At 74.7% G+C, this 20,615-nt stretch carries 18 protein-coding genes and 1 pseudogene; 12 read left to right on the forward strand and 7 right to left on the reverse strand.

What is annotated here, in order from left to right:
• Positions 1 to 40 precede the first annotated feature (40 nt).
• A complete protein-coding gene (locus ACFYVJ_RS16360) occupies positions 41 to 1,042 on the forward strand; it encodes a sensor histidine kinase (protein WP_388891616.1) in 1,002 nt (333 codons plus the stop codon).
• Positions 1,039 to 1,701 carry a response regulator transcription factor gene (locus ACFYVJ_RS16365; protein ID WP_101420740.1) on the forward strand — a complete coding sequence of 221 codons (663 nt, stop codon included), beginning with the start codon at positions 1,039 to 1,041 and terminating at the stop codon, positions 1,699 to 1,701. Before ACFYVJ_RS16360 ends, ACFYVJ_RS16365 begins: the two co-directional genes overlap by 4 nt.
• Positions 1,702 to 1,810: 109 nt before the next feature.
• Here the strand turns inward: ACFYVJ_RS16365 and ACFYVJ_RS16370 are convergent, their stop codons facing one another.
• Entirely contained in the window at positions 1,811 to 2,479 is a 669-nt protein-coding gene (locus ACFYVJ_RS16370; protein ID WP_388891621.1) for a response regulator, read from the reverse strand.
• Between the two features lie 369 nt (positions 2,480 to 2,848).
• Entirely contained in the window at positions 2,849 to 3,952 is a 1,104-nt protein-coding gene (locus tag ACFYVJ_RS16375; RefSeq protein ID WP_388891623.1) for an FAD-dependent monooxygenase, read from the reverse strand.
• Positions 3,953 to 4,091: 139 nt separating this feature from the next.
• Here ACFYVJ_RS16375 and ACFYVJ_RS16380 point away from each other — a divergent pair, with 139 nt between their 5' ends.
• The 6 genes from ACFYVJ_RS16380 to ACFYVJ_RS16405 are packed head-to-tail and all read left to right on the forward strand — an operon-like array spanning position 4,092 to position 8,098.
• Complete coding sequence (locus ACFYVJ_RS16380; RefSeq protein ID WP_388891626.1) at positions 4,092 to 4,364, forward strand: hypothetical protein; 273 nt, start codon at positions 4,092 to 4,094, stop codon at positions 4,362 to 4,364.
• Positions 4,361 to 4,750, forward strand: a complete 390-nt coding sequence (locus ACFYVJ_RS16385) for a helix-turn-helix domain-containing protein (protein ID WP_326799220.1) — start codon at positions 4,361 to 4,363, stop codon at positions 4,748 to 4,750. The genes ACFYVJ_RS16380 and ACFYVJ_RS16385 overlap by 4 nt, the downstream gene beginning before the upstream one ends.
• Before the next feature lie 56 nt (positions 4,751 to 4,806).
• The gene (gene uraD, locus ACFYVJ_RS16390; RefSeq protein WP_388891629.1) at positions 4,807 to 5,319 is read left to right on the forward strand and encodes a 2-oxo-4-hydroxy-4-carboxy-5-ureidoimidazoline decarboxylase; all 513 of its coding nucleotides are present in this window, start codon (positions 4,807 to 4,809) and stop codon (positions 5,317 to 5,319) included.
• A gap of 2 nt (positions 5,320 to 5,321) precedes the next feature.
• Positions 5,322 to 5,723 carry a hydroxyisourate hydrolase gene (gene uraH / locus ACFYVJ_RS16395; protein WP_388891632.1) on the forward strand — a complete coding sequence of 134 codons (402 nt, stop codon included), beginning with the start codon at positions 5,322 to 5,324 and terminating at the stop codon, positions 5,721 to 5,723.
• 3 nt (positions 5,724 to 5,726) lie between these two features.
• Positions 5,727 to 6,680 (forward strand): factor-independent urate hydroxylase, encoded by a 954-nt coding sequence (gene pucL / locus ACFYVJ_RS16400; protein WP_388891635.1) that lies wholly within the window; start codon positions 5,727 to 5,729, stop codon positions 6,678 to 6,680.
• Positions 6,681 to 6,721: 41 nt separating this feature from the next.
• Positions 6,722 to 8,098 carry an 8-oxoguanine deaminase gene (locus ACFYVJ_RS16405; RefSeq protein WP_388891638.1) on the forward strand — a complete coding sequence of 459 codons (1,377 nt, stop codon included), beginning with the start codon at positions 6,722 to 6,724 and terminating at the stop codon, positions 8,096 to 8,098.
• Between the two features lie 171 nt (positions 8,099 to 8,269).
• Here the strand turns inward: ACFYVJ_RS16405 and ACFYVJ_RS16410 are convergent, their stop codons facing one another.
• Positions 8,270 to 9,049, reverse strand: coding sequence for an SIS domain-containing protein (locus tag ACFYVJ_RS16410; RefSeq protein WP_388891641.1), 780 nt, complete (start codon positions 9,047 to 9,049; stop codon positions 8,270 to 8,272).
• 182 nt (positions 9,050 to 9,231) lie between these two features.
• Here ACFYVJ_RS16410 and ACFYVJ_RS16415 point away from each other — a divergent pair.
• Positions 9,232 to 10,426, forward strand: a pseudogene (locus ACFYVJ_RS16415) (RNA-guided endonuclease InsQ/TnpB family protein); the annotation flags it as partial.
• 129 nt (positions 10,427 to 10,555) lie between these two features.
• On the opposite strand, the gene aceB reads toward ACFYVJ_RS16415, so the two are convergent.
• The 3 genes from aceB to ACFYVJ_RS16430 form a co-directional block, all read right to left on the reverse strand.
• Entirely contained in the window at positions 10,556 to 12,157 is a 1,602-nt protein-coding gene (gene aceB / locus ACFYVJ_RS16420; protein ID WP_388891644.1) for a malate synthase A, read from the reverse strand.
• Between the two features lie 166 nt (positions 12,158 to 12,323).
• On the reverse strand, positions 12,324 to 12,977 hold the full coding sequence (locus tag ACFYVJ_RS16425) for an NTP transferase domain-containing protein (protein ID WP_388891647.1): 654 nt from the start codon (positions 12,975 to 12,977) through the stop codon (positions 12,324 to 12,326).
• Positions 12,978 to 13,029: 52 nt separating this feature from the next.
• On the reverse strand, positions 13,030 to 13,821 hold the full coding sequence (locus ACFYVJ_RS16430) for an IclR family transcriptional regulator (protein WP_388891650.1): 792 nt from the start codon (positions 13,819 to 13,821) through the stop codon (positions 13,030 to 13,032).
• Between the two features lie 174 nt (positions 13,822 to 13,995).
• On the opposite strand from ACFYVJ_RS16430, the gene allB reads away from it, so the two are divergent.
• Both allB and alc read left to right on the forward strand, forming a co-directional pair.
• Entirely contained in the window at positions 13,996 to 15,357 is a 1,362-nt protein-coding gene (allB, locus tag ACFYVJ_RS16435) for an allantoinase AllB (protein WP_388891653.1), read from the forward strand.
• Positions 15,354 to 16,445: an allantoicase gene (gene alc, locus ACFYVJ_RS16440; RefSeq protein WP_388891656.1), complete on the forward strand. Its 1,092-nt coding sequence runs from the start codon at positions 15,354 to 15,356 to the stop codon at positions 16,443 to 16,445. Before allB ends, alc begins: the two co-directional genes overlap by 4 nt.
• 222 nt (positions 16,446 to 16,667) lie before the next feature.
• On the opposite strand, the gene ACFYVJ_RS16445 is transcribed toward alc, so the two are convergent.
• Positions 16,668 to 19,376: a beta-N-acetylglucosaminidase domain-containing protein gene (locus ACFYVJ_RS16445; RefSeq protein ID WP_388891658.1), complete on the reverse strand. Its 2,709-nt coding sequence runs from the start codon at positions 19,374 to 19,376 to the stop codon at positions 16,668 to 16,670.
• Positions 19,377 to 19,623: 247 nt separating this feature from the next.
• Between ACFYVJ_RS16445 and ACFYVJ_RS16450 the strand changes: the two genes are divergently transcribed.
• Positions 19,624 to 20,595: a sugar kinase gene (locus ACFYVJ_RS16450; protein WP_388891832.1), complete on the forward strand. Its 972-nt coding sequence runs from the start codon at positions 19,624 to 19,626 to the stop codon at positions 20,593 to 20,595.
• Positions 20,596 to 20,615: the final 20 nt, after the last annotated feature.

Consider the following 20,615-nt stretch of genomic DNA (forward strand, 5'->3'; position numbering starts at 1 on the left):
TGACACGCACAGGCAGCGGGGGGGAAGCGATGGTGACACGGTGGAGACCCATGCCGTGGTGAAGGAGTGCCCCGAGCGGGGCGTCCAGGCCGCGTTGCGCTTACTCGCCGCACGGATACGCGACGACGTGCGGCCGGCGGAGGCGGTCACGCTGGCGTGCGAGCTGGCGGTCGCCCACCTCGGCGCCGCCGGCGCCGCCCTGCGTACGCTGCGGCGCGGCGCCGCGGCCGGCTGCCGGGCCCGGGCCGGCGAGCCCGCGGCCCCCGCGGTGCGCCGGCCGCTGGTCCACCAGGGCGAGGTCTACGGGGTGTTCAGCTTCCACGCGCCGCCGCGCGGCTGCGGCCTCGACACGTACGTGGACCAACTGGCCCCGATGGTCGCCGCACTGGTGCTGCGCGAGGAGCTGCGCCGCCGCGGCGACCAGGTCGTCGCCGCCCGGGAGGCGGAGCGGCACCGGCTCCGCCGCGACCTGCACGACGGCCTCGGCGGCAACCTCGCCAGCATCCGGCTGCGCCTGGAGACGGCGGCCGACCTGCTCGTGCACGAGCCCCGGGGCCGCCGCCTCGTCGCCGACGCCGCCCGCACGGCGGCCGGCATCAACGCCGAGATCCGCTCGGTCATCGACGACCTGCGGCCCCCCGACCTCGCCGAGGCCGGGCTCGCCGGCGCACTCGTCCGGCTCGCCGCGCGCCACGACGGCAGCGGCACGGAGGTACGGGCCCGGGTGCCGCGGCGGCTGCGCGCGCTGCACCCGGCGGTGGAGGTGGCCGCGTACCGGATCGCCGCCGAGGGGCTGACCAACGCGCTGCGGCACGCCGCGGCCCGTACCGTCCAGCTCGGGGTCTGGACCTCGGCCACGGCGCTGCGCCTGGACATCGCGGACGACGGCCCGGGCCGCCCGCCGCGGCGCCCGCTGGGCCTGGGCATCGCGTCGATGGCGCGGCGCGCGGAGGAGGTGGGCGGCACGCTGCGGATACTGCCGCGGACCGACCTGCCGCACGGGACGCTGGTGCGCGCGCTGCTGCCGGGAGGGACGGTATGACCGCGGTGCGGGTGTACGTCGTGGACGACCACCCGGTGTTCCGGGACGGGGTGCGGGTGGCGCTGGAGAACGTGCCGGACCTGGAGATCGCGGGCGAGTCGGGGGCGGGGGAGGACGCGCTGACGGCGCTGGCGGAGCCGGACGCGCGGGTGGACGTGGTGCTGATGGACCTCCATCTGCCGGGCTGCTCGGGGGTGGAGGCGACGCGGCAGCTCAACTCCCCGCGCCGCGGGGGGCCTTCGCCGCGGGTGCTGGTGATGTCGGCATCGGTGGAGGACGACGCGGTGGTGGCGGCGCTGCGCGCGGGCGCGTACGGGTACCTGGACAAGGCGGCGTCGCGGGCGGAGCTGCTGGGGGCGGTGCGGTGTGTGGCGGCGGGCGGCGCGGTCTTCAGCCCGGCGGTGGCGGAGCGGCTGAGCCGGTACTTCTCGGCGCTGCACACGGTGCCGGCGGGGCGGGCCTTTCCGCAGTTGACGCAGCGGGAGCGGGAGGTGCTCGACCTGATCGCGCGCAGCTACAACAACCGGCGGATCGCGCGGGAGCTGGTGCTGTCGGAGAAGACGGTGCGCAACCACATCTCGAACATCTTCACGAAGCTGGGGGTCCAGGACCGGATTGCCGCGATGCTGCGGGCGCGGGAGGCGGGGTTGGGGGAGTGACGTCGTGGTGACCTGCGGTCGGCGGTGGGTGGGAGGGGTTCCGTGGGGGTGCAGGACCGGATCGCGGTGACGTTGCGGGCGCGGGAGGCGGGGTTGGGGGAGTGAGCGGTTACCGGCGGGAGGGGGTTACCAGGCCGGTTTCGTAGGCGGTGATGACCAGTTGGATGCGGTCGCGGGCGTCCAGCTTCGTCAGGAGGTGGCTCACGTGGGACTTCACCGTCGGCAGGCTCAGCCCCAGCCGGTCCGCGATCTCCCCGTTCGCCAGCCCGCGCGCCACCAGCACCAGCACCTCCTGCTCCCGCACCGTCACCCGCGTCAGATCCCGCGGCAGGTCGGGCAGCGGCTCCGGCAGCCGGCTGAAGTGGCGGATCAGGCGCTGCGTCACCGACGGCGCCAGCAGCGCCTGCCCCCGGGCCACGACGCGGATCGCGCGCAGCAGTTCCGCCGGCGGGGTGTCCTTGAGCAGGAAGCCGCTCGCGCCCGCGCGCAGCGCCCCGTACACGTACTCGTCGAGGTCGAACATCGTCAGGATCAGCACCCGCACCCCGGCCGTCGCGGGTGAGCCGCAGATCTGCCGCGTCGCCTCGATGCCGTCGAGCTCCGGCATCCGTACGTCCATCAGCACCACGTCCGGCAGCTCCGCCGCCGCCAGTCCCACCGCCTCCGCCCCGGTCGCCGCCTCGCCCACCACGCTGAGCCCGGGCGCCGTCTCGACCAGCACCCGGAAGCTCCCGCGCAGCAGCGCCTGGTCGTCGGCGACCACGACTCGGATCGACATGTGTACACGCCCCGTCCCCGGCCCCCTGCGGGCGTGACGATACCCGGCGGTGCGTCACCACTTCGTCACGGGGGGTGCAACTCCGGCCAGAGGCGGGCCCCTTCCCCCGCCACGCGAAACGGGGGAAGGGGCACTGACGGCCCGCGAGTTCCGCGGGGCCGCGCGCCGTCTCGGACCGGCGTGCGGGCCCGCGCGAAGTGGCCGGTGGCGGGGCGGGGAGCCGGTGCGAGGCCCAGTCGCACCGCTTGCCGTGCCCGCCGCCTGCCGGCCGCTCGCGGCCGTGCGGCCCGGTGCCGACCTCCGGGCCGTCCTTCCCGGCACCCCGCCCCCAAGACGGGGCGCCGGAGTCTTCGTCTGCCCATCCGCCCGTCAGCCCGGCAGGTGTTCCTCGATGTCGTAGACCTGCGCCCAGGTCACGTCCGGTACGGCGGCGGGGCGGAAGGCGTTGGCGCGCGAGCCGAGCTGCACCCGGGCGGTGTGCGGCAGCCGCAGCGCCTCGTACCGGCGCAGCGCCTGCGCGGGAGTGGGGGCCGTGGCCAGGTGGTGGGCGAGGGCCACCGCGTCCTCCAGGCACTGGCTGACGCCCTGCCCGTGGTACGGCAGCATCGGGTGCGCGGCGTCGCCGAGGAGCGTGACGCGGCCGCTGCCCCAGCGCTTGAGCGGGGCGTGGTCGTACGGGGTCCACGACCGGATGCCGCCCGCCGCGGCCGTGATCGCCTTGACGTCCGGCGCCCAGCCGCCGAAGTCCGCCGCCAGCGCGGCGGGTTGGCCGCGTACCGCGCGCTGCCCCGCGGTCCGGCTCCGGAACGGCACCACGGCGACGAAGCCGATCTGCTCGCCCTCCGACACCGGCGCGGCCACCATGCGGGCCTCCGGGCCGAGCCACACCGTGATCCGGTCGCGGGCGAGCCCGGGCACCTCGTCGGCCTGGAGCGCGCCGCTGTAGGCGGTGGTGCCGTGGTAGACGCGCCGGGGCGTACCGATCAGCCGGGAGCGCACCAGCGAGCGCACGCCGTCGGCGCCCACCAGGACGTCGGCCGTCGCGCTGCCCCCGTCCGCGAACTCCAGCTCCACGCCGTCCGCCGTCTGGCTGAAGCCGGACAGCCGGCGGCCCAGCCGGATGCGCTCCTGCGGCAGCCGGGCGAGGAGCAGGTCGTACAACTCGTCGGTGAGCAGCGTGCAGTACGGGGCCGCGAAGGCGCCCGGGCCCATCCTCCCGAGCGGCTGGCGCCAGGTCAGCGAGCCGTCGCTCCACTCGCGGAACTCCAGCGCGATCGGCTGCACGGCGAGCGCGAGCAACTGCGTGCCCAGCCCCCAGCGCTGCAGGACGCGGGTGCCGTTGGGGGCGAGGTGCAGTGCCGTCTCGTCCTCGGGCAGCCGGGGCCGCTGTTCGTAGACGGCGACCTCCAGGCCCTGCCGGACGAGCGCCGCCGCCGCGGCGAGTCCGCCGAGCCCGGCGCCTGCGACAGCCACCCGCAGGTTCCTTGTCATGGGTTACCTCCCGGAATCACGCGGCTACGCTAGGCAACCCGCTGTCCCGGGCACCTGGGAGCGGCGCCCCGGCGCCGCCCGGCCGCCGCCGGAGCCGTGACCGGGCACGTATGCTGCTCGGATGCGACTCAGGGTGGAGTTCACGACCGAGCCGTTCGACCTGGAGGAGCCACCGCCGCACGCGGTGGCGGCCCGGGATCTGGTGGAGTCGGCGGACCTCGACGCCGTCGACGTCGGCCCGTTCGGCAACAGCGCGGAGGGTGGCGCGGAGGTCGTGCTCGACGCGGTGGACGAACTGCTGCGCAGGTCGCTGGCGTCCGGCGCCACCCGGATCTCGCTGCAGGTGAGCGTCGTCGGGGGCGCGCCGGAGGAGACGGGGAAGGCCGGCGCATGACGGTGCCCGCGGACCACCCGTTCGTCGCCGCGGTCAAGCCGCTGGTCGACGCGATGGGCGGGGAGATGGTGCCGCCGGAGGCGGCGGAGGGCGACGACGTCGTGCTGTCCTGGGAGGGCCGGCCGACGGTCGCGGTGCGGCTGCCCCATCTGGCGGACTCGCTGGACCACATGCTCGCGGAGCTGGAGCGCCGCCACGGCGTGCCGCTCGCGCGGCTCGACCGCAAGGCGAAGCAGCAGGTCGTACGGGTGCTGGAGACCCGCGGCGCGTTCTCCGTACGGCACGGGGTGGAGACGGTGGCCGGCGCGCTGGGCGTCAGCAGGTTCACCATCTACAACTACCTGAACAGGGAAGCCCGGCAGGGCCCGCCGCCGGAGGGCGGCTGACCCGGAAAATTCAACAAACTGTTGACGCGATGCGCCGGGGCTCATAGCTTGCGGCTGTGACTTCGCGCGTTCCGCCGGGCCTCGCCCGGCTCAACTCCGCCGACCGGCAGGCCGTTGCCGTGCTGCTGCACGAGGTGTGCGCGGCGGGCCCCTGGATCGAGACCGTGGCCGCGGGCCGCCCCTACCCGGACCCGGCGCACCTGTACGCCGCCGCCGAGGCCGCGCTCGCCGCGCTCGACGAGGCGGGGCTGGCCGAGGCGATGGCCGGGCACCCGCCCATCGGCAGGCCGGCGCCGGGCGATCCGGTGTCGGCACGCGAGCAGCGGGGCGTGGCGGGCGCGCCGGAGGAACTGCGGGCGGAGCTGCGGGAGCTGAACCTCGCGTACCAGGAGCGGTTCGGGCACGTCTTCCTGATCTGCGCGACCGGCCTGGGCGCCGTGCGGATGCGCGACGCGCTGCGCGCGCGCCTCGGCAACGCGCCGGAGCGGGAGCGGGAGATCGCCCGCGGCGAGCTGGGCAAGATCAACCGTATCCGGCTGACCCGCCTCGTCGAAGCAGAAGGAGCCTGACCATGAGCGTCGGCGCCACGTCCGTCTCCACGCACATCCTGGACACCAGCGTCGGCCGCCCCGCGGCCGGGGTCGCCGTCGAACTCTCCGTCAGAACCTGCGGTACGGGCGACGGGGACGCCGGCGGCTGGACCGCCCACGCCGCCTCCGCCACCGACGCCGACGGCCGCGTCCGGGACCTCCCGGCGCTGCCGGCCGGCGCCACCCACGTACGGCTGGTCTTCGCCACCGGCCCGTACCTCAGCGAACCAGCAGCCGAGGACCGGCAGGACGCCCCCGCGCACCGGGACGGCGGCGCGTTCTTCCCGGAGGTGGCGGTGGTCTTCGCCGTCGCCCCCGGCGAGCATCACCACGTGCCGCTGCTGCTCACCCCGTTCGGCTACTCCGTATACCGAGGGAGCTAGCAGATGGCAGACCGCCCCAAGACCGTGCGCGCCGCGCGCCCCGCGGTGCTCGGCCGCAACCAGTACGGCAAGGCCGAGACCCGCGTCGTCAAGGTCACCCGCGACGGCGGCACCCACCACGTACGGGACCTCAACGTCTCGGTCGCGCTGGCCGGCGACATGGACGAGGTCCACTACTCCGGCACCAACACCCACGTGCTCCCCACGGACACCACCAAGAACACCGTCTACGCCTTCGCCAGGCGCTACGGCATCGAGTCCCCCGAGGCGTTCGCGATCCACCTCGCCCGGCATTTCACCGGCACCCAGGAGGCGATCCACCGCGCCCGCATCCGCGTCGAGGAGTACGCCTGGGAGCGGATCGACGCCCCCGGCCGGCACTCCTTCGTACGCGGCGGCCGGCAGACCCGCGTCGCCCAGGTGACCTGCGACGGCGAGCGCCTCGAAGTCCTCGGCGGGCTCAAGGACCTGGTGGTCATGAACACCACCGCCTCGGAGTTCTGGGGCTACGCCAAGGACGCGTACACGACGCTCCAGGAGGACTACGACCGCATCCTCGCCACCGAGGTCTCCGCCTGGTGGCGGCACGGCTGGACCGGCGCGGCCGATGCCGCGGGCGCCGCCGGTGCCGGGCCGCCGCTGTGGGACGAGTCGTACGAGCAGACCGCGAAGCACCTCCTGGCCGCCTTCGCCGACACCTACTCGCTCTCGCTCCAGCAGAGCCTGTACGCCATGGGCGCGCGGGTCGTCGAGCACCGCCCGGAGATCGAGGAGATCCGCTTCTCCCTGCCCAACAAGCACCACTTCCGGGTCGACCTGGAGCCCTTCGGGCTGAAGAACGACGCCGCGGACGGCGCCGTCTACTTCGCCGCCGACCGTCCGTACGGTCTGATCGAGGCGACCGTCCTGCGCGCCGGCGCGGACGCCCGGATACCCGACGACATGACCAACCTCTGACCGCCGGCCACCCGCCGCCGGTGAAGGAAGCCGAGGAACCCATGGCAGCACGCCGCACCGTCGTCGAGAACTGCGCGATCGCCACCGTGGACACGGCGGGCACGGAGTACGCCTCCGGGCACGTCGTCGTCGCGGACAACCGGATCGAGTCGGTGGGCGCGGGCCCGGCGCCCGCCGGACTCGCCGGCGTGACACGCCGGATCGACGCCGCCGGCCACCTGGCCACGCCCGGACTCGTCAACACCCACCACCACTTCTACCAGTGGCTCACCCGCGGCCTCGCCCAGGACGCCAGCCTCTTCGACTGGCTCGTCGCCCTCTACCCCACCTGGGCGCGCATCGACGAGCCGATGTGCCACGCGGCGGCACGGGGTTCGCTGGCGGTGCTCGCGCGCGGCGGCGTGACCACGGCGATGGACCACCACTACGTCTACCCGCGCGGCGCGGGGGACCTCTCCGGCGCGATCATCCGCGCCGCGGGCGAGACCGGCCTGCGCTTCACCTTCGCCCGCGGCTCGATGGACCTCGGCGAGTCGTCCGGCGGCCTGCCGCCGGACTTCGCGGTCGAGACCCTGGACGGCGCGCTGGCGGGCACGGAGGCGGTCGTCGACGCGTACCACGACGCGTCGTACGACGCGATGGTGCAGGTCGCGGCGGCGCCGTGCTCGCCGTTCTCCATCTCCGCGGAACTGCTGCGCGAGGGCGCGGAACTGGGCCGCCGCAAGGGGGTACGGCTGCACACGCACGGCAGCGAGACGGTGGAGGAGGAGAAGTTCTGCCACGAGCGGTTCGGGATGGGCCCGACGGCCTACTTCGAGTCCACGGGGTGGCTGGGCGACGACGTGTGGATGGCCCACTGCGTCCACATGACCGACGCCGACATAGCGGCCTTCGCCCGCACGCGTACGGGCGTCGCCCACTGCCCGTCGTCCAACGCCCGCCTGGCGGCGGGCATCGCGCGCGTCCCGGACATGCTGGCGGCGGGCATCCCGGTCGGCCTGGGCGTGGACGGCAGCGCGTCGAACGAGTCCGGTGAACTCCACACGGAGCTGCGCAACGCGCTGCTGATCAACAGGCTGGGCGCACACCGGGAGAAGGCCCTGACGGCCCGCCAGGCGCTGCGCCTGGCCACGTACGGCGGTGCCCAAGTCCTGGGCCGCGCGGACGCGATCGGCTCCCTGGAGCCGGGCAAGCTGGCGGACCTGGTGCTGTGGAGACTCGACGGCCTGGCCCACGCGTCGATCGCGGACCCGGTGGCGGCCCTGGTCCTGGGCGCGCCGGCACCGGTGACGCTGTCGCTGGTCGACGGAAAGCCGGTGGTGGAGGAGGGCCGGCTGGTGACGGTCGACGAGGAGTCGGTGGCGGCGGTGACGAGGAAAGAGGCGAGGAGACTGGCGCGGCTGGCGGCGGGCGACTGAGGGGAACCACAGACTCCCGGCCGGGGGGACGGCCCCGGCCGGGGCCCGGCGGCGGAACTGGAACTCCCGGCTCGAACCCGGGGTCGGGAGCCTCGTGGGGGTCCGGGGGCTCCGCCCCTGATTTTCGGGAAGGGGCGGGGACAGGGGAACGACCCCGCCCCCCGCCCCCGGCTACAGCTCCGGGATGCGGTCTCCGTAGTGGGTGAAGTTGCGGCGGTTGGCCTCGTCGCCGCCCGGGACGTTCGCGCTCACCCACCGCGGCAGCTCCACCCCCCGCTCCGCCGCCCGCTCGTCCAGCTCAGCCAGCAGCAGCGCCCACGTGTACGCCCCCAGCACCGTCGACACCGCCGCCGTGCGCGGCGACTCCTGCGGATGCACCACGTCGCCCGGCGGTACGCGGGTGTCCAGCACCACCGTCGCGTGGTCCGCCAGCCGCGTGCTCGACCGCGCCGTCGCGCTCGCCGACGCCGGCATCGACGTCACCGCCACCACCGGCACCCCCCGCGCCATGCACTCCTGCGCGATCTCCACCGGATACGGGTTCCGGCCGCTGGTGGAGAAGACCACCACCACGTCCCGCGGACCCGGCTTCACCCGCTCCACCGTCGCCCGCCCCGAACCCGGCCGCCGCTCCGCGGCCGTGCTCGCCGTCGCGCCGTTCAGCGGCAGGATCTCCGGGTCCCACACGGGCCGTACGCAGGCCAGCCCGCCCGCCCGGTAGAACGTCTCGCAGACCATCGCCAGCGAGTGCCCGGCCCCGGCCGCGTACACCAGCCCGCCCGCGGCGACGGCGTCCAGGATCAGCGTGGCGGCGTCCGCGACCGCCGTCCCCGAGGTCCGGTCGAGGTCGTCGAGCAGGTCGCGGAAGCGCCCGGCGACGGCGGCGCGGGCGCCGGCTCCGGAGGCGGCACCGGGGTCGGGGGAGTCGTGCTCGGTCGTCTCGTCGGTCATCAGGTCTCCTTCGTGGATACACCCGGCTTCAGGCGGAGGAGGAAACGAAGCTCCTGCGCGTGCGGGGCACGGAGAGCCGAGTTGCCGTCAGGGTAATTCGGTGTCCACCAAGACTGCTGGCAGGGGACACCACCAAGCGCAATGGGGGTCAACTGTCAGTCCCCTCGGGTAGGTTCTGATGCGTGACGACGGAAGTGGCGACGGAGGTGGCCGGGCACGCCCGGTACACCTTTCGTCTTCGCTTGTCGTCCACGGCGCGTACGGCTCTTGAAGCTGAGTGGGGCCGGGTGCGCTGGGTGTGGAATGAGTGCGTCGCCAAGTCGAAGCAGGTGCACCAGCACAATCGGGCGACGGGCGGGAAGGCGACGTGCGGGCCGGTGCAGCTCGCGGCGATGCTGACCGAGGCCCGCGCCCGCACTCCGTGGTTGCGCGAGGGGGCCAGTGTTCCGCAGCAGCAGTTGGTACGCGACTTCGGAAGGTCCCGGGGCAAGGCGCTGAAGGACATCAAGGCCGGGTTGCCGATGCGACAGCGGGCTGGGATGCCGAAGTACAAGAAGAAGCGCGAGGCGCTGCCCACCCTCGAATACACCCGGCGCGGGTTCCGCCTCAAGGACGGCCGTCTGCACCTGGCGGGCGGGATCGTCGTACGTCTGGTGTGGTCGCGGGAACTGCACAAGCCGCCCAGTTCGGTGCGTGTGTACCGGGATGCGGTGGGGCACTGGTGGGCAAGCTTCGTCGTCCCGGCTGTGACGGAGCAGCTTCCCGTCACCGGGCGTGTGATCGGTATCGACTGGGGTGTCAAGCAGACCGCCGTCACCTCGTCCGACGACCACGACCTTCCCCACCCGCAGCACGGAAAGGCGGCTGCGCAGAAGCTGGCGAAGTACCAGCGGATGATGGCCCGCAGGAAGCCGAAGCGCGGGCAGGCCGCATCGAACGGCTACCGCGAAGCGCAGCGGCATGCCGCCAAGCTCCACAAGAAGGTCGCCCGGCAACGCCAGGACACCGCCCGCAAGTGGGCCAAGAAGGTGGTCCGTGACCATGACGCCCTGGCCGTCGAGGACTTCCGCCCGAGGTTCCTCGCGAAGTCGGCCATGGCCCGTAAGGCCGCTGACGCGGCGATCGGCGCCACCAAGGCCGCCCTGCTCGAGATGGGCCGCAAACACGGCCGGATCGTGCACCTGGTGCACCCGGTGCACACCACCATGGATTGCGCAGACTGCGGAGCGAGAACCAAGCACGCCCTGCCTCTCTCGGAACGAACGTATACGTGTACCGCGTGCGGAGTGTCCCGGCCCCGGGACAAGAACTCCGCCCGCGTGATGCTCGTCCGGGCTGGTCTTCACCCCGGCTGGCGCTGATCGTGTAAGACCTGCACCCCCGCCGAAGGGCAGGCAACGTGAGTCAGGAATCTTCCTCGTTCACGAGGAGGAGGAGTCAAGGCAGCATGCGACCATGTAGGGCCCCCGTTCCGCCAGAGGGGACCCCGCCGGCGCGCCGCCCGTGTCAGTCCAGCAGTTCGTACGCGGGCAGCGTCAGGAAGTCCGCGTAGTCCGCGTCCAGCGACACCCGCAGCAGCAGGTCGTGCGCCTGCTGCCACCGCCCGGCCGCGAACGCCTCCGCCCCCAGCTCCGCGCGGATGCCGGCGAGTTCGTCCGCCGCGATCCGCCGCACCAGTTCCTCCGTCACCGCCCGGCCGTCGTCGAAGACGACGCCCGCGTTGATCCACTGCCAGATCTGCGACCGCGAGATCTCCGCGGTGGCGGCGTCCTCCATGAGGTTGAAGATGGCCACGGCGCCCATGCCCCGCAGCCACGCCTCGATGTAACGGATGCCCACCTGCACGGCGTTGACGAGGCCCGGGTACGTCGGCCGCGCGTCCAGGGAGTCGACGGCGATCAGGTCGGCGGCGGCCACGGACACGTCCTCGCGCAGCCGGTCCTTCTGGTGCGGCCGCTCCCCGAGCACCGCGTCGAACGACTCCCTCGCGAGGGGCACCAGGTCCGGGTGCGCGACCCAGGAGCCGTCGAAGCCGTCGTGTGCCTCGCGGTCCTTGTCCGCCTTGACCTTCTCGAACGCCACCTTGTTGACCTCGGGGTCCCGCCTGGAGGGGATGAAGGCGGCCATGCCGCCGATGGCGTGGGCGCCGCGCTTGTGGCAGGTGCGGACGAGGAGTTCGGTGTACGCGCGCATGAACGGGGCCGTCATCGTGACCGCGTTGCGGTCGGGGAGTACGAACGCGGCGCCGCCGTCGCGGAAGTTCTTCACGATCGAGAAGAGGTAGTCCCAGCGGCCGGCGTTGAGGCCGGAGGCGTGGTCGCGCAGCTCGTAGAGGATCTCCTCCATCTCGTACGCGGCGGTGATCGTCTCGATCAGGACGGTGGCCCGCACGGTGCCCTGCGGGATGCCGCAGTAGTCCTGGGCGAAGACGAACACCTCGTTCCACAGGCGCGCTTCGAGGTGCGACTCGGTCTTCGGCAGGTAGAAGTACGGGCCCTTGCCGAGGTCGAGCAGCCGCCGGGCGTTGTGGAAGAAGTACAGCCCGAAGTCGACGAGCGCGCCGGGCACGGGGCGGCCGTCGACGGTGAGGTGGCGCTCGTCCAGGTGCCAGCCGCGGGGCCGGGTGACGACGGTCGCCAGCTCCGCGGCGGGCCTGAGGGCGTAGGACTTGCCCGAGGCGGGGTCGGTGAAGTCGATGCGGCGCTCGTAGGCGTCGATGAGGTTGGCCTGGCCGCCGATGACGTTCTCCCAGGTGGGTGCGGAGGCGTCCTCGAAGTCGGCGAGCCACACCCTGGCACCGGAGTTGAGGGCGTTGATCGTCATCTTGCGGTCGGTGGGACCGGTGATCTCCACCCGGCGGTCCTCCAGCGCGGCCGGGGCGGGGGCGACGCGCCAGGTGTCGTCGGCGCGGACGGCCGCGGTCTCGGGGAGGAAGTCGAGGGTGGCGGTGCGCGCGATGCCGTCGCGGCGTTCGGCGCGGCGGGCGAGGAGTTCGTCGCGGCGCGGGGTGAACCGGCGGTGGAGTTCGCCGAGGAAGGCGAGGGCGGCGTCGGTGAGGACCTCGTCCTGGCGGGGCGCGGGCTCGGCGGCGGCGACGACTGCGGACATGGCTGTCACTCCTTGGCGGCACGGGGTGCCGGGCGCAGCGGAACGTGGCGTGGGCGGCCGGAAGCGAATTCCGAACCCTTCTGGCCTGTGGAGAATAGTTTCCTTATCCCGGAAGTTCAACGGTCTGTTGACATCGAGAGTCTTTTCGGTACGGGTCGGATGGCGCTCAGTGCCAGCCTGCCCGCGGCTCGTCGAGCAGCGCCAGATCCGCGGGCGTGTCCACGTCGTCGGGCGCCGCGACGTCGCCGCACTCCACCAGGGCCAGTTCGCCGCGGCGCGCCGCGCGGGCCAGCACGTCGCGGGCGCCCCGGTCGCCGGTGGCGCCCGCCGCGACCTCCGGCCAGCGCGGGCGGGCCAGCAGCACCGGGTGGCCGCGCACCCCGTCGTACGTGGCCGCCGCCAACCCGGCGCCCCCGGCGGCGTACGCCGCGGCCACGCGCGCGATCGCCGCGGGCCCGACGCGCGGCTGGTCCACCAGCAGCACCACCGCCGCCGCGGCGGCCGTCGGCTCCAGCGACGCCAGACCGGCGCGCAGCGACGAGCCCATGCCCGACTCCCAGTCCGGGTTCGACACCGGTACGCAGCCGGCCAGCCGCGCTCCGGCCCGTACCGCCTCCTCCGCCGCGCCCAGCACCACGTGCACCGGCGCGCAGCCCGCCGCCCGCAGTGCTGCGGCCGCCCGTTCCACCAGCGGCCGCCCGTCGGGACCGGCCGGCAGCAGCGCCTTGGGCCGCCCGCCGAGCCGCCGCCCGCCGCCCGCGGCGAGCAGCAGGCCGGCGACCGCGGGGCCGCTGCCGTGGGATCCGGTGGTCGCGTTCATCCGACGTGCCCGTGCCCGGTGGTGTGTCGCGTCATCGGCCGTCCCGCCGCGGTCAGTCCGCGCCCGCGGTCGCGTCCGTCAGGCCCGCCGACAGCTCCCGCGCGACCTCCTGGAGCACCGGCACGATCCGCTCCGTCGCGGCCTCGGTCACCCGGCCCGCGGGCCCGGAGATCGAGACCGCCGCCGCGGTGGGCGCGTCCGGCACCGCGACGGCCAGGCAGCGCACGCCCATCTCCTGCTCGTTGTCGTCCACCGCGTAGCCGTCCGCGCGGACGGCGGCCAGCGCCTTGAGGAAGACGTCGGGCGAGGTGATCGTCTTGTCGGTCGCCGCCGGCATGCCGGTACGGGCCAGCAGGGCCCGTACCTCCTCGTCCGGCAGATGCGCGAGCAGCGCCTTGCCGACCCCGGTCGAGTGCGGCAGCACCCGCCGTCCGACCTCGGTGAACATCCGCATCGAGTGCCGCGACGGCACCTGCGCGACGTACACGACCTCGTCGCCGTCGAGCAGCGCCATGTTCGCGGTCTCGCCGGTCTCCTCCACCAGCCGCGCCAGATGCGGCCGCGCCCAGGTGCCGAGCAGCCGGGACGCGCTCTCGCCGAGCCGGATCAGCCGCGGGCCCAGCGCGTAGCGGCGGTTGGGCTGCTGGCGTACGTAGCCGGTGGCGACCAGGGTGCGCATGAGGCGGTGGATGGTCGGCAGCGGCAGCCCGCTGCTGCCCGCCAGCTCGCTCAGCCCCACCTCGCCGCCGGCGTCGGCCATCCGTTCCAGCAGGTCGAAGGCGCGCTCCAGGGACTGGACGCCGCCGCCTGCGGGCGGCCTTGGCTCATCGGTGCTGCGGGGCACGTTCGCGGTTCCTTCCGTACGGGTGCGACCGCAGCTTAACGGTCCGGAATCCGGCTTTCAGCATGTGGAATCCGCCAAACCGCCCGCGAACCGGCCCTTGACGAGGGCGGGCGCCCGCGACGACAGTGCAATTCAACAGAACGTTGAAGCTGTGGGCCACCGAGAGGAGACCGCGTGCCGGACGCCGAACTGCTGCTGCGCTCACGCCGCGTCGTCACCCCCGGGGGCGTGCGGCCCGCCGCCGTCGCGGTCGCGGGCGGCCGGATCACCGCCGTGCTGCCGTACGAGACGCCCCCGCCACCCGGTGCCCGCGCCGAGGACTGCGGCGACGACGCGCTGCTCCCCGGCCTCGTCGACACCCACGTGCACGTCAACGACCCCGGCCGCACCGAGTGGGAGGGCTTCGCCACCGCCACCCGGGCCGCCGCCGCGGGCGGGATCACCACCCTGATCGACATGCCGCTCAACAGCCTGCCGCCGACCACCGGCACCGGGGCACTCGCGGTCAAGCAGGCCGTGGCCCGCCCCCGCGCGCACGTCGACGTCGGCTTCTGGGGCGGCGCCATCCCCGGCAACACCGCCGACCTCGCGCCGCTGTACGCCGCCGGCGTCTTCGGCTTCAAGTGCTTCCTCTCCCCGTCCGGCGTCGAGGAGTTCCCGCGGCTCGCCGGTACGGACCTGGAGCTGGCCGCCGCCGAGGCGGCCCGCCTCGGCGCGCTGCTCGTCGTGCACGCCGAGGACCCCGATGTGCTCGACGGCGCCCCGCAGGTCGCAGGCCCCGGCTACGCCGGCTTCCTCGCCTCCCGCCCGCGCGCCGCCGAGAACCGGGCCGTCGCCCGGGTCATCGCCCTCGCCGAGCGCCACGGCACCCGCGTCCACGTCCTGCACCTCTCCTCCGCCGACGCGCTGCCCGCCCTGGCCGCCGCCCGCCGCGCCGGGCTGCCCGTCACCGCCGAGACCTGCCCGCACTTCCTCACCCTCACCGCGGAGGAGATCCCGGACGGCGCCACCGAGTTCAAGTGCTGCCCGCCCATACGGGAGGCCGGCAACCGGGACCTGCTGTGGGCGGGCCTCGCCGACGGCACCGTCGACTGCGTCGTCTCCGACCACTCCCCGGCCACCGCCGAGCTGAAGACCGGCGACTTCGCCACGGCCTGGGGCGGCATCTCCTCCCTCCAACTCGGCCTGCCCGCCGTCTGGACCGAGGCGCGCCGCCGCGGCCACGGGCTCGCCGACGTCGCCCGCTGGATGGCCGCGGGCCCCGCCCGGCTCGCCGGGCTCACCGCCAAGGGCGCCATCGAGCCGGGCCGCGACGCGGACTTCGCCGTCCTCGACACCGACGCCGCCTTCACCGTCGACCCCGCGGGCCTGGAGCACAGGAACCGCGTCACCGCGTACGCGGGCCGCAGGCTCCACGGCGTCGTACGCGCCACCTGGCTCCGCGGCCGCCGCATCCACCACGGCGGCGCGCACACCGAACCCCGCGGCCGGCTCCTCGGCCGTACCGACCGGGACGAAAGGCAGCAGCAGGCATGACCGCCCAGATCACCCGCTTCACCGGCGCCGCCGCCCCGTACGGCGGCGGCGACCCCTACGCCGACTACCGCACCGCCGACTTCGCCTTCGCCGCCCTGCCCGACCTCGCCGACCGGCGCCTCGGCGGCGCGGTGATCGCCGCGAACGACGAGTTCTTCGCCCCGCGCGAGAACCTGCTGCGGCCGGAGCGGGCGGAGTTCGACCCGGCCGCGTTCGGCCACAAGGGGAAGGTCATGGACGGCTGGGAGACCAGGCGCCGCCGCGGCGCCACCGCCGAGGCCCCGCACCCGGCCGCGGGCGACCACGACTGGGCGCTGGTACGCCTCGGCGCCCCCGGCGTCGTACGCGGCATCGTCGTGGACACCGCCCACTTCCGCGGCAACCACCCGCAGTCCGTCAGCGTCGAGGGCGCGGAGGTCCCCGGCACGCCGTCGCCAGGCGCGCTGCTCGAGGCCGGGGTGCGGTGGACGGAGCTGGTGTCCCGGACGGAGGTCGGCGGCCACGCCGCGAACGGCTTCGCGGTCGCCGGGGGACGGCGGTTCACGCATCTGCGGCTGCGCCAGCACCCCGACGGGGGGATCGCGCGGCTGCGCGTCCACGGCGAGGTCGTCCCGGACCCGGCGTGGCTGGCGGCGCTCGGCACCTTCGACCTCGTCGCGCTGGAGCACGGCGGCCGGGTCGAGGACGCCTCGGACCGCTTCTACTCCCCGCCGGTCAACACCATCCGGCCGGGCCGCTCGCGGCAGATGGACGACGGCTGGGAGACGCGGCGGCGCCGCGACACGGGCCACGACTGGATCCGCTACGCGCTCGCGGGCCGGGGGGAGATCCGGGCGGTGGAGATAGACACGGCGTATCTGAAGGGCAACGCGGCGGGCTGGGCGGCGGTGTCGCTACGGGACGGCCCCGCGGGTGAGTGGACCGAGATCCTGCCCCGCACGCGCCTCCAGCCGGACACCAACCACCGCTTCGTGCTCCCCGCGACGGCGGTCGGCACCCACGCCCGCATCGACATCCATCCGGACGGGGGGATCTCGCGACTGCGACTGCACGGGAGCCTGACGCCGGCGGCGGCCGGGGAGGGGTGAGGGAGCGGACGCCGTAGGAGCGCGGCGGGGGTCGAGAGACGCGGGGGCGCCGGGGCGGCTCTGCCGCCCCGGCGCCTGCGGTCGCGGACCTGCGGTCGCGGACCTGCGGTCGCCTGACCGGCCCGCCCGCACCCGCGATCGCGCGTCCGCGGGTGCGGGCGGGCCCGGTGGCCGCGGTGGCCCGGCTGCTGGTACGGCTCGCAGCCGGGCCGCTGCCGGGCCTCAGCTTCCCGTCACCCCCACGTCCGTGATCTGCGGCACCGCCCCCCCGCCCGACCAGCGCAGCCTGACCTCCGCCACCGTCGCGCCCGGGACGCGGATTTCGGTGTACGCGCCGGCCAGCGTGCCCGCCGTACGCCACGGGCCGTCCGGCTCGTTGCGTATCTGCACCGTCGCGCCCGCGGTCGGCGCGCTCTGCGGGCGGAGCACGACCAGGGACTTCGCCGCGCGCGGCTCCGCGAAGCGGATGTCCAGTGACTCGCCCGCCTGCGGCGCCCGCGCGGCGCGGTAGACGGAGGCGGTGTTGCCGTCCGCCGCGGCGGCCAGGGAGCTGCCCTCGGCCGCCGGCGGACCGCCGGCCGTCGTGGCCGAGCCGCCGCCGGCGACGGTGAACTCCCGTACCACCAGCCAGTTGCCCTGCCCCGCCGTCGACCTCGCGCGCACGTACCGCGCCTTCGTGCCCTCCGGCGCCGTCACCTCGACGTCCGGCTTCCCGGAGAACGCCGCCAGCTCCTTCCAGGTCTCGCCGTCCGCCGAGTACTCCAGCACGCCCTGCTGGATGTAGTCGTTCGGGCTGCCGGACTTGGCCATCGCCAGGGTTACCCCGCCGATCTCCCGCTCGCCGTGCAGGTCCACGCTCACCCACGAGCCGGCGCGCGGTGCCCCGTCACTCCAGAAGAACGTCGAGTCGTCGCCGTCCGTCATCCGGTCCACGGTGTTGCCCTGGTACGTGCCGAGGTTCGTCGCGCCCTTCGGCCGCGGGGGCAGCCCCAGCGAGGTGTCGTGCGCCGCCGCGGCGTCCGCGACGAAGGCGTCCAGCACGCCCTCGCCGACGACGACCTTCACCTCGCGCCCGCCGAGCCCGGTGTAGATGTGCGACTTGGCCTGGTCCACCAGCTCCGGCAGCCGCTGCCGCAGCCGCCAGGCGCGGTCGCCGTCGCCGTCGCGGGCGGCCTCGACCATCCGCAGGGCGGTGCGGGTCGCGGTGCCCCAGTCGCGGGTGGCGTCCAGCCAGGGGCCCGACTCCTCGACGAACGCCCGGTCGGGCAGCCGGTCGCGGAGCACCCCGGGCGCGGCCTCCAGGGCGGCCAGCGCGTCGTCCAGGGCGTCGTCCCCGCCGCGGTCCCAGTACGCGGCGATGGCCGCCGACAGCTCCGGCGCCTGCCCGGGGTTGAGCGCCGAGCCGTACGAGGCGTCGGCGAAGGCGCGGAGCGCGGCGGTCGTGCGCCGGTCGCCGCCCGCCAGCTCGGCGAGCGCACCGGCCCAGGACTCCCGCGCGTCGTACGCGGCGTCGTTCCAGGCGAAGTCGGCGACCGTGTACAGCGCGATCTTCGACGCGGCGGCCTGGTTCATCGGGTTGGCGGTGATCCCGGCCAGCTCGCCCGGAAGCCCCTTCTCCCGGCCGTTGAACGGGCCGAGCAGCAGCCGCTGCTGCGCGTAGTCGTTGACCGGGTAGTTGTCCCAGGTCAGGATCGGGTGGCCGAACACCTCGCGGGCGTCGCGCGCCTGCGCGACGGTCATCACGGGCGCGACGACGCCGATGCCGGTCCACTCCACCAGCACGTCCTCGTCCAACTGCTCGGCGAGCGCCTTCTTGTACGGGGACGGGGTGGTGTCGTAGTACTCCGTCGGCACCATCTGCAGCGGCTCGGCGCCGTCGTGGGTGCGGATGAACTCGCGGTTGACGCGGTTGAGCAGATGCGCCTGGGCCGCGCCCGCGGCGCCGCCGCCGGTGCCGAAGCGCTCCTCGTCGGCGGCGCAGTTCCAGTCGGTGTAGCTGATGTCGTCCAGCGGCACGGCGAAGGTGCGGACGCCGATGTCCCACAGCGTCTGGAACTTGTCGTTCAGTGCCTGCACGTCCGCGTCGGAGCTGTAGCAGACCGACAGGCCGGGGGAGAGGGCGTAGGTGAACTCGACGTGGTTGGCGCGGGCGCGCTCGACCAGCTCGGCGATGCGGGCGAGTTCGTCCGCCGGGTACGGCTCGCGCCAGCGCTCGCGCAGGTACGGGTCGTCCTTGGGCGAGTAGACGTAGATGTTCATCTTGTGCTCGCCGTAGAACGAGAGCTGGTCCAGGCGCGATTCGTGGGACCAGGGGACGCCGTAGAAGCCCTCGATGGCGCCGCGCCAGCCGGTGCCGGGCCAGTCGCGGACGGCGGTGCCGGCGACGCGGGTGCCGGGGGAGTCGCGGTGGGGGAGGAGCTGGCGCAGGCTCTGGGCGGCGTAGTACGTGCCGGTGGCGTCGGTGCCGGCGAGCACGATGCCGTCGCCGCCGGGGGTGCCGCCGGCCGGCTCCGCGGTGCCGGCGGCCAGGACGTAGCCGTCGGCGGGCAGCCCGGCGGGGCCCTCGACGCCGAGGGCGCCGAGGGCGGCGGCGGAGGCGGGGTTGGCGTCGGGGCCGCCGAGGTAGACGGTGAGCCCGCGGCTCTCGTCCGGCGCGGTCGCCGTACGCCGTACGTCCTCGGCCCCCGCGTCGCGCAGCGCTTTCTCCGCGACGGCGAGCGCGGGCCCGTCGGGCTCGGCACCGGTGACGAGGGTGACGGTGCGGCTCACGGTGACGCTGTCGGCGCGCGCCTCGACGGAGCGCGGGGTCGGGCTGATGTCGCCGGCCCCGGCCGGCGGCGGTGGCGCGCCGGCGGCCGGCGGCACGGCGAGCGGGCTCAAGCCCAGGGCCAGGAGTACGGCGCCGACGACGGCCGGGCGGGGGACGGGCATCCGGAACCTCCGGGATCTCGGGGGTGTAGTGCACACGTCACTCAGCGTCGAGCGTCACCCCGACCGGCCCCGGAGGCAATGGACTTACCCGCGCTCCGGCATGGACTCACGTCGTCCCCGGCGCCCCGAACGGGCCGTTCGCCGGGGCCGCCGCTGTGCCCCCGCCATACCGGCGCGGCCGCCGCCCGGGATAACGTTCGGAGCACGAATCGGAGCACGAAGGTGCCCCACCACCGTGGAGGAACTGATGGCGGAACCCGCACCGGAGGTGCTGACCTGCGGCGAGGCCATGCTGCTGATGCTGGCCGAGCCCGGGATGCCGCTGGCGCGCGCCGTGAACTTCCGCCGCGCCATCGGCGGCGCCGAGTCGAACGTCGCCGCCGGGCTCTCCCGGCTCGGGCACCGGGCCCGCTGGTTCGGCCGCGTCGGCGCGGACCCCGCGGGGGAGGCCGTCCTCGCCCAACTCCGCGCGGACGGCGTGGACGTGTCGTACGCGGACGTCGACCCGGACGCGCCCACCGGCATGCTGCTGCGCGACAGCCACCCGCAGCGCGCCATCGACGTGCAGTACTACCGCGCCGGCTCCGCCGCCTCCCGCCTGGCCCCCGAGCACATCAGCCCCGAGGTCGTCGAGGGCGTGCGGGTGCTGCACGTCTCCGGCATCACGCCGATCCTGTCGCCGTCCGCCGCCGAGGCGACGGTCAAGCTGATCGAACTCGCCCGTGCGGCCGGCGCCCTGGTCTCCTTCGACCCCAACGTCCGCCGCAAGCTCGCCGGACCCGAACGCTGGGCCGAGGTCGTGGGACCGCTGCTCGCCGAGGCGGACCTGCTGCTCGCGGGCGACGACGAGCTGGAGATGCTGACCGGCGAGCCCGCCGACGACGCCGCCGCGCGGCTGCTGCGCGGCCGTACGGACACCGTCGTGATCAAGCGCGCCGACCACACCGCCACCGCGCTCACCGCCGCCGGCGAGCGCGTCGACCAGCCGCCGTACGACGTGCAGCTCGCCGACCCGGTCGGCGCCGGCGACGCCTTCGCCACCGGGTTCCTCTCCGCCCGGCTGCGGGACCTGCCGCTGGACCGTGCGCTCGCCGAGGGCGCCTGCGTCGCCGCCCTCGTCATCCAGACCGTGACCGACACCGACGGGCTGCCGACCGCGGCCGCCCGGGACCGCGCCCTGGCCGCGTTCACCGCGGGCGGCGACTCGGTCCACCGCTGAGCGCCAGGACCGTTCGAGAC

The sequence above is a fragment of the Streptomyces sp. NPDC004134 genome, assembly GCF_042874195.1.
In the GTDB taxonomy this organism is placed as follows: Bacteria; Actinomycetota; Actinomycetes; order Streptomycetales; family Streptomycetaceae; genus Streptomyces.

What these genes read in the sequence shown, in the direction of transcription:
- ACFYVJ_RS16365 (WP_101420740.1), top strand. Translation starts at nt 1,039, where the DNA reads ATGACCGCGGTGCGGGTGTACGTCGTGGACGACCACCCGGTGTTCCGG.
- ACFYVJ_RS16370 (WP_388891621.1), bottom strand. Translation starts at nt 2,479, where the DNA reads ATGTCGATCCGAGTCGTGGTCGCCGACGACCAGGCGCTGCTGCGCGGG.
- ACFYVJ_RS16380 (WP_388891626.1), top strand. Translation starts at nt 4,092, where the DNA reads ATGCGACTCAGGGTGGAGTTCACGACCGAGCCGTTCGACCTGGAGGAG.
- ACFYVJ_RS16385 (WP_326799220.1), top strand. Translation starts at nt 4,361, where the DNA reads ATGACGGTGCCCGCGGACCACCCGTTCGTCGCCGCGGTCAAGCCGCTG.
- uraH (WP_388891632.1), top strand. Translation starts at nt 5,322, where the DNA reads ATGAGCGTCGGCGCCACGTCCGTCTCCACGCACATCCTGGACACCAGC.
- pucL (WP_388891635.1), top strand. Translation starts at nt 5,727, where the DNA reads ATGGCAGACCGCCCCAAGACCGTGCGCGCCGCGCGCCCCGCGGTGCTC.
- ACFYVJ_RS16405 (WP_388891638.1), top strand. Translation starts at nt 6,722, where the DNA reads ATGGCAGCACGCCGCACCGTCGTCGAGAACTGCGCGATCGCCACCGTG.
- ACFYVJ_RS16410 (WP_388891641.1), bottom strand. Translation starts at nt 9,049, where the DNA reads ATGACCGACGAGACGACCGAGCACGACTCCCCCGACCCCGGTGCCGCC.
- aceB (WP_388891644.1), bottom strand. Translation starts at nt 12,157, where the DNA reads ATGTCCGCAGTCGTCGCCGCCGCCGAGCCCGCGCCCCGCCAGGACGAG.
- ACFYVJ_RS16425 (WP_388891647.1), bottom strand. Translation starts at nt 12,977, where the DNA reads ATGAACGCGACCACCGGATCCCACGGCAGCGGCCCCGCGGTCGCCGGC.
- alc (WP_388891656.1), top strand. Translation starts at nt 15,354, where the DNA reads ATGACCGCCCAGATCACCCGCTTCACCGGCGCCGCCGCCCCGTACGGC.
- ACFYVJ_RS16445 (WP_388891658.1), bottom strand. Translation starts at nt 19,376, where the DNA reads ATGCCCGTCCCCCGCCCGGCCGTCGTCGGCGCCGTACTCCTGGCCCTG.
- ACFYVJ_RS16450 (WP_388891832.1), top strand. Translation starts at nt 19,624, where the DNA reads ATGGCGGAACCCGCACCGGAGGTGCTGACCTGCGGCGAGGCCATGCTG.